Source organism: Pseudonocardia endophytica (assembly GCF_004339565.1).
Lineage (GTDB): Bacteria > Actinomycetota > Actinomycetes > Mycobacteriales > Pseudonocardiaceae > Pseudonocardia > Pseudonocardia endophytica.
In genome coordinates, this window is record NZ_SMFZ01000001.1 from 334,211 (window position 1) to 343,912 (window position 9,702).

The 9,702-nt window shown below is 73.8% G+C and carries 3 protein-coding genes and 1 pseudogene; 2 read left to right on the forward strand and 2 right to left on the reverse strand.

Annotated features, from left to right (window positions below):
• Positions 1–5: 5 nt before the first annotated feature.
• Together EV378_RS01355 and EV378_RS01360 are read left to right on the forward strand one after the other, a co-directional pair.
• Entirely contained in the window at positions 6–1,067 is a 1,062-nt protein-coding gene (locus EV378_RS01355; protein WP_132420941.1) for a DegT/DnrJ/EryC1/StrS family aminotransferase, read from the forward strand.
• Complete coding sequence (locus tag EV378_RS01360; RefSeq protein WP_132420942.1) at positions 1,064–2,254, forward strand: cytochrome P450; 1,191 nt, start codon at positions 1,064–1,066, stop codon at positions 2,252–2,254. The genes EV378_RS01355 and EV378_RS01360 overlap by 4 nt, the downstream gene beginning before the upstream one ends.
• 156 nt (positions 2,255–2,410) lie before the next feature.
• On the opposite strand, the gene EV378_RS01365 is transcribed toward EV378_RS01360, so the two are convergent.
• Together EV378_RS01365 and EV378_RS01370 are read right to left on the reverse strand one after the other, a co-directional pair.
• Positions 2,411–3,607 carry a cytochrome P450 gene (locus EV378_RS01365; RefSeq protein WP_132420943.1) on the reverse strand — a complete coding sequence of 399 codons (1,197 nt, stop codon included), beginning with the start codon at positions 3,605–3,607 and terminating at the stop codon, positions 2,411–2,413.
• Positions 3,604–9,669 (reverse strand): annotated as a pseudogene (locus EV378_RS01370) (SDR family NAD(P)-dependent oxidoreductase); the annotation flags it as partial. The pseudogene EV378_RS01370 and the gene EV378_RS01365, both read right to left, overlap by 4 nt.
• Positions 9,670–9,702: the final 33 nt, after the last annotated feature.

Here is a 9,702-nt window from a genome sequence, read left to right on the forward strand (position 1 = left end):
ACCCGATGTCCTTCACGCACCCGGTATCCAAGCCGTGGCTCGGCGGCAACGAGCTCGAGTACGTCACCGAGGCCGTCTCCGGTGGCTGGATCTCCTCGCAGGGCCCGTACGTGCGGCGCTTCGAGGAGGCGTTCGCCGACTACAACGGCGTGCCGCACGGCGTCGCCTGCTCGTCCGGCACGACAGCGCTGACGCTCGCGCTGCGCGCGCTGGACATCGGCCCCGGCGACGAGGTGATCGTCCCGGAGTTCACGATGATCGCGTCCGCGTGGGCGGTCACCTACACCGGTGCCACGCCGGTGTTCGTCGACTGCGGCGACGACCTGAACATCGACGTCACGCTGATCGAGGACCGGATCACGCCGCGTACGAAGGCGATCATGCCGGTGCACGTCTACGGCCGCCGGTGCGCGATGGAGCCGATCCTGGAGCTCGCCTACGAGTACAACCTGCGGGTCGTCGAGGACTCCGCCGAGGCGCACGGCGTGCGGCCGACCGGCGACGTCGCCTGCTACTCGCTGTTCGCCAACAAGATCATCACGGCCGGCGAGGGCGGCATCTGCGTGACCCGCGACGCGCACCTGGCCGAGCAGATGGAGCACCTGCGGGCGATGGCGTTCACCCGCGACCACAGCTTCCTGCACAAGAAGCTCGCCTACAACTTCCGCATGACGAACATGCAGGCCGCCGTCGCGCTGGCACAGACCGAGCAGCTCGACACGATCCTGGCCACCCGTCGCGACATCGAGAAGCGCTACGACGAGGCACTTCACGACGTCCCCGGCATCACGCTGATGCCGCCGCGCGACGTGCTCTGGATGTACGACGTGCGTGCCGAGGGCCGCGACGACCTGCTCGCCCACCTCAGGGAGCACGGCATCGACACCCGCGTGTTCTTCAAGCCGATGAGCCGCCAGCCCGGCTACCACGACCCCGGCTGGCCGTCGCTGAACGCGTCCCGGCTGAGCGAGGACGGCTTCTACCTGCCGACCCACACCGGTCTGACCGAGCAGGACCAGCAGACGATCACCGGCACGATCCGGGAGTACTACGGGGTGGCCGCATGACCGCCGAGGCGCAGGCGCCGACCACCGGCTGCCCGGTCGCGTTCCCGCTGCGCGAACCCGGGAAGCCGTTCCCGCCACCGGAGTACGGGCAGTGGCGCGACGGCGGCGAGCCGGTCCGTTCCGAGCTGCCCAGCGGCCCGGTCTGGCTGGTCACCCGCCACGAGGACGTCCGCGCCGTGCTCACCGACAGGCGGATCAGCGCGGACCCGTCGAAGCCGGGGTTCCCGAAGGCGTCCCGGACCGGCGGCGCGCCGTCGCAGGACGAGATCCCCGGCTGGTTCGTCTCCGCCGACCCGCCGGAGCACGACCGGTTCCGCAAGACGCTGATCCCCGAGTTCAGCGTCCGCACGATCCGCGAGCTGCGCCCGGAGATCCAGCAGATCGTCGACGAGCGCATCGACACCATGCTCGCCGCGGGCGACTCGGCCGACCTGGTCGAGGCGTTCGCGCTGCCGGTGCCGTCGCTGGTGATCGCCGGCATGCTCGGCGTGCCGCGGGCCGACCGGGACTTCTTCGAGGCGAAGACGCGGGTCCTGGTCACGCTCAGCTCGTCGGACTCCGAGCGCGACGCCGCGTCCGCCGCGCTGATGCGCTACCTCGGCCGGCTCATCCGGATCAAGGAGAAGCGCCCCGGTACGGACCTGATCAGCCGGCTCGTCGCGACCGGCAGGCTGACCCGCCAGGAGCTCGCCGGCGTGTCGATGCTGCTGCTGATCGCCGGGCACGAGACGACGGCGAACAACATCGGGCTCGGCATCGTCCAGCTGCTGGAGAACCCGGAGTGGATCGGCGACGAGCGCGTCGTCGAGGAGCTGCTGCGGTTCTACTCCGTGGCCGACCTGGTGGCGTTCCGGGTGGCGCTCGAGGACCTGGAGATCGGCGGTCGCACGATCAGGGCCGGTGAGGGCATCGTGCCGCTGCTGGCCGCGGCGAACCACGACGGCACCGCGTTCGACGACGCGTCGCGCTTCTGTCCCGAGCGCTCGGCCCGCTCGCACGTCGCGTTCGGGTACGGCGTGCACCAGTGCCTGGGCCAGAACCTCGTGCGGCTGGAGATGGAGATCGCCTACACGACGCTGTTCGAGCGGATCCCGGACCTGCGCCTGGCCGTCCCGGCCGACGAGCTCCCGGTGAAGTACGACGGCGTCCTCATCGGACTGCACGAGCTCCCGGTCACCTGGGCCTGAGCTCCGGACCGGCTGTCCCCACCCCGGCCACGTCCTGTGGTGGCCGGGGTGGAACCGATGATCCGCGATGCTGGAGCCCGTCGTTCGCCGGATGAACGATCCGCGCCGGAACCGGTGATCATGGCGCGCAGCGGCGGCGTCGCGGGACCGGGACGCCTACCAGGTCACCGGGAGTTCCGTCAGGCCGGCGGAGAGCTTGTCCGAGTGCACCTGCAGCTCGTCGACCGGCTTCGTCGGGGCCAGGCCGGGCAACTGCGTGAACAGCAGCGTGTACGCGATGCGCAGCTGCATGCGGGCCAGGGGCGCGCCGATGCAGTGCCACATGCCGTGGCCGAACGTCAGGTGCGGGTTCGACGGGCGGGCGATGTCGAAGACCTCCGGCTCGTCGAAGACACCGGTGTCGAAGTTGACGAGCGTGAAGTCGAGCAGCACCAGGTCGCCGGTGCCGATCACGACGTCGCCGACCGGCACGTCGGCCGTCGCGTAGCGCGGCAGCACCGATCCGCCGGCCTTGGCCGAGCGCAGGATCTCCTCGACACCGCCGCGCATCGCCTTCTCGTCGGCAAGAGCTGCCTCGAGCTGGTCGCGGTGGTTCGCGAACAGGACGACGCCGAGGTCGACGTGGCTCGCGACGCTGTCCAGGCCGGCGAACAGCAGGCCTGACGCGATCGGGCCGATCTGATCGTCGGGCATCTGCTCGGTCAGGCGGGAGATCACGTCGTCGCCGGGCTCGGTGCGCTTGCGCCGGGCGACGTCGCCGAGCAGACCGAACAGCCCGGACTGCGTCTCACGGACCCGGTCCGGGTCCATCTCACCCATCGCGGACAGGACCTCCACCAACCGCATCTGGTCGGCGGGCGGGATCCCGATCAGTGCACACAGGACGGTCAGCGAGAACGGCATGGAGAAACCGCCGTGCAGGTCGGCAGGGCTGCCCGCGGCGGCGAAGCGCTCCAGGCACTGCTCGGCGATGCCCTGCACGACCGGCTCCAGGTTCAGCACCCGCCGCGCCGAGAACTGCGGGGTCAGCAGCCTGCGCATCTGGCGGTGCTGCTCGCGGGCCGCGTCGACGTCGTCGGTGACGAGAAGGTCCAGGAACGGGTTGTCCACGTACCGCGGGGCGTTCGGCGGGTCGGCGTGCGCCCGGGCCAGACGCTCGTCGTGCAGCAGCTCCTTGAGCTGGTCGTGCCGGGTGACGAGCCACGCCTGGTCACCCGCCGGGGTGCGGACCCGGCAGACCGGGGCGCGCCGCTGCAGGTCGGCCAGCAGCGGGCTCAGCTTCAGTACCGACTGCGGCTCGCCGGCCAGAGAGGGAACGTCGGTGTCCGCCGTCGGAGGTGTCGTCAGGGTCATCGGTGGATCTCCTCGGTGTCCGGGGCCGGCAGGGACGCCAGCCAGTCCTCGATGGCGGTCGCCGTCAGCGACGAGTGCTCCATCGCCAGCGACAGGTGGTCCGCGTCGATGTCGCGGACCTCGTCGGCGGGCACGGCGGAGGTGTCGAGGATGAACCCGTCGACGTCCTTCGCGGCGCGCACCAGCAAGGTCGGCGCGGTCGTGGGCGGTGCCTGGATGTCGGTCATCGCCATGAACCAGTGCGCCATGGCCGACATGCGCGCGCTGTTCAGCGTCACCGACGGCGAGTCGATGTCGGCCAGGTAGAAGCGGGTGGTGCGGTCCAGGTCGTTGTTCTCGCCCGGGTCGTAGCGGATGGATGCGGTGTCCAGCAGGATCACGGCCTCCGGGCGCACGCCCCAGACGGACTCGAGCATCCCGGCGGCCAGGTAGGCCAGCGACCCGCCGGTGGAGTGCCCGACCATGACGAACGGGTCACCGTCGCTGGCCAGCAGCACGCTCTCGGCGACGATCCGGGCCGCGGCCTCGCTGGAGCCGGGCAGCAGCTCGCCGGGTGCGAAGCCCATCAGCGGCAGCGCGGAGACGTTCCGGCTGCCGCGGAAGTGCGCCGCGATCCGGGCGTACTGGTGCACGCCGCCGGTCGCGCCGGGGGCGCTGACGAAGATCAGCCGCGGGTCGGTGGCCCCCTCGGCGAGCGTCACCGGCTCGGAGAGCTCCTCCAGCTCGGCGGGCGAGTCGAACATCGGCCGCGTGTTCGCGACGGCCTTGAGCATCCGCATCGCCTCGACGAGCTTGCCCCCGCTGACGGCCGAGTGGAACAGGCCGACGAGCGTCTCGTCGCCGTGCTGGTCCGGTCGCGCCGTCACGGTCGCCTGGCCCGCACCGGCCGACGACGACCCCGGGTCCTCGTCGACGAGCTCGTGCAGCCTGCGGGCCAGCTTGACCGGCGTCGTGTTGTCGAACACGACCGAGCCGGGCAGCCGCAGGTCGAGCACCTCGCCGAGTTGGTTGCGCAGCCCGACCGAGGTCAGCGAGTCGAAGCCGAGCTCGAGGAACCCGCGCTCCGGGTCCACGTCGGACGGGTCGGAGTGCCCGAGCAGCCCGGCCGTGTAGCCGGTGACGAGCTCGACGAGCAGGCGCTCCCGGCCGGCGTCGTCGAGGTCGCGGAGCGTGTCGCGCACGGACCCGGTCGGGCGGCCCGCGGCCGCGGCGGAACGCCGGGTGCGCGGCACCAGGTCGCGCCAGAGCGCCGGCAGGCCCTCCTGGACCTGCAGCCCGGCGACGTTGATCCGGGTCGGGACGACGACCGGCTCCGGGCGGGCCAGCGCCGCGTCGAACAGCGCGAGGCCGTCGTCGGTGTCCAGCGCGGGCAGCCCGCCGCGGGCCATCCGCTCCAGGTCGGCCTCGCCGATGCCCTCGGTCATGCCGGCGCCGCCGCCCCACGGCCCCCACGCCAGCGACGTCGCGGGCAGCCCGAGCGCGTGGCGGTGGCGGGCCAGCGCGTCCTGCGCGGTGTTCGCGGCGGCATAGTTGGCCTGGCCGGCGCTGCCGAGGATGCCGGAGACGGACGAGTACAGGACGAACGCGGCCAGTCCCAGCTCGCGGGTCGCCTCATGCAGGTGCCACGCCGCGTCCGACTTCGGGCGCAGCACGGCGGCCATGCGCTCCGGCGTGAGCGAGCCGACCAGCCCGTCGTCGAGCACGCCGGCGGTGTGCACGACGGCGGTCAAGGGGTGCGCGTCCGGCACGGACCCGACCAGCGATGCGACGGCGTCGCGGTCGCCGACGTCGCAGGCCGCGACCGTGACCTCGGCGCCGAGCGACTCCAGCTCGACGCGAAGCTCGTCCGCACCCGGGGCGTCCGGGCCCCGACGACCGGCGAGCAGCAGGTGCCGCACCCCGCGGGTCGCGACGAGGTGGCGGGCCAGCAGCCCACCCAACCCGCCGGTGCCGCCGGTGACCAGCACGGTCCCGTCCGGATCCCACTCCCTGGCCGCGGCGTCCGCGGCGTCGGGCACGGCAGGCAGCCGCCCCAGCCGGGCGGCGCGCACGGCGTGGTCGCGCACGAGCAGCTCCTGCTCGTCGAGCAGGAGCACCTCGGGCAGCACGCCTGCCGAGCGGAACGTGTCGTCGATGTCGACGAGCAGGATGCGACCGGGGTTCTCGGTCTGCGCCGAGCGCACCAGACCCCACACGGCGGCCGCGGCCGGGTCGGCGACGGTCTCGCCCTCGTCGGCGACGGCGCCGCGCGTGACGAACACGAGCCGCGCGTCGGCGAGCCGCGGTTCCTCCAGCCACTCCTGCAGCAGCCCGAGCACGCGTGCGGTCACCGCGTGCACGGCGTCCGGACCGGGCTCGGCCGGGCCGACGACCGGGATCAGGAACACGTCCGGCGCGCGTCCACCGTCCCCGACGGCACCGCCGAGCGACTCCGCGTACGCGCCCACGGTCTCGTCGGCGCGGTGCATCGCGTAGCCGAGGTCCAGCTCGTCGTCGCCGACGACGGCCCAGCGCGTCCCCGAGGCACGCCCGGCCGGCTCCACCGGCGTCCAGTGCAGGCCGAACAGGTCACCCTGCCCGGCACGGGCCGGGGCCTCGCCCGGCTCGCCGAGGTGCACGGCGTCGGCGGTCAGGACGGGCGCCCCGCCGGTGTCGGCGACCGTGAGGGCGACGGCTCCGCCGCCGAGGTCGGTGATCCGTGCCCGGAGCGTGGTCGCTCCGGTGGCGTGCAGCGACAGCCCGGAGAACCGCGTCGGCTCGCCGGAGGCGCCCGGCACGGTCGCCACCCGCAGCGCCGACGCCAACAGCGCGGGATGGATCCCGAACCCGCGGTCGGCACCGGTCGGGGACGGCATTCCGACCTCGGCCAGCACCTCGCCGTCGCGGTGCCAGACGCGCCCCTCGGTGTCGCCGGTCGCCTCCGTCGCGTCCCGGGGCGGCCACGGTGAGCCGTCGGTCTCCGGAGCGGCGTCGTCCGCGGTGAGTACGCCCCGGGCGTGCTCGGTCCAGGCGGCGTCGTCGGAGTCCGGGCCGGAGGCGGGGCGCGCGTGCACGGTGACCGGCCGCCGACCGTCGGAGTCCACGGCACCGACGGACACCTGCAGCGCGACGGCGTCCCGGTCGCCGAGCACGAGCGGCGCGAGCACGTCGAGCTCGTCGACCCGAGGGAGGCCGCACTGGTCGCCGGCCCGGATCGCCATCTCGGCGAACGCCGTGCCGGGCACGGTGATCCGCCCGTCCACGCGGTGCGCGCCGAGCCAGGGGTGGGTGCGCGCGGACAACCGTCCGGTGAGGACGGTCCGGTCGGCGTCAGCGAGCACGACGGCGGCGCCGAGCAACGGGTGCCCGGCCGCGGTGAGGCCGAGCCCGTCCGGGTCGCCGGTGGTGGCGCGCAGCGTCGGCCAGTACCGCTCGCGGGCGAACGCGGTGGGCGGCAGCGCGACCGGGGTGGCGTCCGGGGTGAGCGTGCCGTCGAACACGGCGTCCCAGTCGACGCTGGTCCCGCGGGTCCACAGTGTCCCGAGCGCGGCGAGGACGGCCTCGTCCTCCGGGACGTCCTTGCGCAGCGCGGGGACGGCGGCCGCGTCCTGGGCGGTCTCGGCGACCAGCGCGGACAGCACGCCGTCCGGTCCGAGCTCCAGGAACGTCCGGACGCCGTCGGCGGCCAGCGTGGCGACGGCGTCGCCGAAGCGGACGGCGCGGCGGGCGTGCTCCACCCAGTACCGCGCGGAGCACAGCACCTCGGCCGGGGCGACGGTGCCGGTCACGTCGGACACGACCGGGATCTGCGGCGCGCCGAACGTGAGTCCGGAGACCACCCGCTCGAACTCGTCGAGCATCGGGTCGATCAGCGGCGAGTGGAACGCGTGGCTGACCGCCAGCCGCGACGTGCTCCGCCCCTCGCCGGAGAACCGGTCGCGCAGCGCGAGCACGGTGTCCTCGGCGCCGGAGACCACGACGGCGTCCGGCGCGTTCACCGCAGCGATCGCGGTGCGGTCGTCGAGCAGCGACACCACCTCGTCCTCGGTGGCGCGCAGCGCGACCATCGCCCCGCCCTCGGGCAGCTCCTGCATCAGCCGGGCCCTGGCCACCACCATGCGGCAGGCGTCGGCCAGGGACAGCACGCCGGACACGTGCGCGGCGGTGATCTCCCCGACGGAGTGGCCCGCCAGGTGGCCGGGTCGCACGCCCCACGACTCCACGAGCCGGTAGAGCGCGACCTCGACCGCGAACAGCGCGGGTTGGGTGAAGCGGGTCGCGTTCAGCTCGTCCTGATCGTCTCCCCAGACCACGTCCCTCAGCGACGTGCCCAGCTCGGCGTCGAGCAGGGCGACGATCTCGTCGAACGCGTCCGCGAACACCGGGTACCGGGCGTGCAGCTCGCGACCGGCGCCGAGGCGTTGCGACCCCTGCCCGGAGAACAGCACGGCGAGCCCGCCGGGACCGGCCGTGGGCACGGTGTCCCTGGTCGCCTCGGTCAGCTCGCCGTCGGCGTGGACCAGCAGCGCGCGGTGCGCGAACGCGCCGCGGCTCGTGGCCAGCGCGTGCCCGACGTCGGACGGCGAGCCGGTCGCGATCCCGTGGACGCGGTCCAGCTGCAGGTCCAGCGCCGCGGCGCTGCGCGCGGAGACCGGCCACGGCACGGCCCGCGGCCGCACCGCCGGCTCTCCGCTCTCCGGCGGCTCGGCCGGGGGGGCCTGCTCCAGGATCACGTGCGCGTTCGTGCCGCTGATGCCGAACGACGACACGCCCGCCCGTCGCGGACGGTCCACGTCGGGCCACGCGGCCGGCTCGGTCAGCAGCCGGACGGCGCCCGCCTCCCAGTCCACGTGCGACGACGGCGCAGCGACCCCGAGCGTGCGCGGCAGCCGCGCGTGCCGCAGCGCCAGGATCGTGCGGATCACGCCGGCCGCTCCCGCGGCGGCCTGGGTGTGGCCGAGGTTGGACTTCACGGAGCCGAGCAGCAGGGGGCGGTCCGGATCGCGGTCCTGCCCGTACGTCGCCAGCAGCGCCTGCGCCTCGATCGGGTCGCCGAGCGCGGTGCCGGTGCCGTGCGCCTCGACGGCGTCCACATCGGACGTTCCGAGGCCCGCTCCGGCCAGTGCCTGGCGGATGACGCGCTGCTGGGCAGGGCCGTTCGGGGCGCTCAGGCCGTTGGACGCGCCGTCCTGGTTGACCGCGGAGCCGCTGAGCACGGCCAGTACCGGGTGTCCGTTGCGGGTCGCGTCGGACAGCTTCTCGACGACGAGCAGCCCGATGCCCTCCGACCAGCCGGTGCCGTCGGCGTCGTCGGAGAACGCCTTGCAGTGCCCGTCCGGTGCGAGCCCGCCGTGCAGGCTGAACCCGGCGAAGTTCGACGGCGTCGCCATCACGGTGACCCCGCCCGCGACGGCGAGCCCGCACTCCCCCACGCGTACGGACTGCGCGGCCAGGTGCAGCGCGACCAGCGACGACGAGCACGCCGTGTCCAGCGTGACGGCGGGTCCCTGCAGGCCGAGCGCGAACGACACGCGACCGGACAGGACGCTCGCGGCCAGCCCGTTGCCCGCGTAGCCGCCCATGTCGTCGTCGGAGGCGAGCACGAGGTGCGCGTAGTCCTGGCCGTTCGTGCCGACGAACACGCCGGTCCTGGTGCCGCGCAGCGCGGACGGGTCGACGCCGGCACGCTCGAACGCCTCCCACGCCGTCTCCAGCAGGATCCGCTGCTGCGGGTCCATCGCCAGCGCCTCGCGCGGGGAGATGTCGAAGAAGCCGGGGTCGAACGCGCCCGCGTCGTCCAGGAACCCGCCGAGCTGCGTGGCGCTCGCGCCCGGCCCGTCGCCGGCCAGCGCGTCGAGGTCCCAGCCGCGGTCGTCCGGGAACGGGCCGATGCCGTCGCGGCCCTCGTCGAGCATCGCCCACAGCTCCTCCGGCGAGGACACCCCGCCGGGGAACCGGCACGCCATCCCGACGATCGCGACCGGTTCACCGCGTCCGGCCTCGGCGTCGGAGAGCCGCCTGCGCGTCTCGTGCAGGTCGGCCGTGACCCACTTCAGGTAGTCGACGAGCTTCTGCTCGTCCGGCCTCTGTCCGTCGGACATCGTGAACCTTCCTGA

Bases quoted from the DNA above. Each gene is read 5' to 3' on its own strand.
- EV378_RS01355 (WP_132420941.1), top strand. From the start codon at position 6: ATGTCCTTCACGCACCCGGTATCCAAGCCGTGGCTCGGCGGCAACGAG.
- EV378_RS01360 (WP_132420942.1), top strand. From the start codon at position 1,064: ATGACCGCCGAGGCGCAGGCGCCGACCACCGGCTGCCCGGTCGCGTTC.
- EV378_RS01365 (WP_132420943.1), bottom strand. From the start codon at position 3,607: ATGACCCTGACGACACCTCCGACGGCGGACACCGACGTTCCCTCTCTG.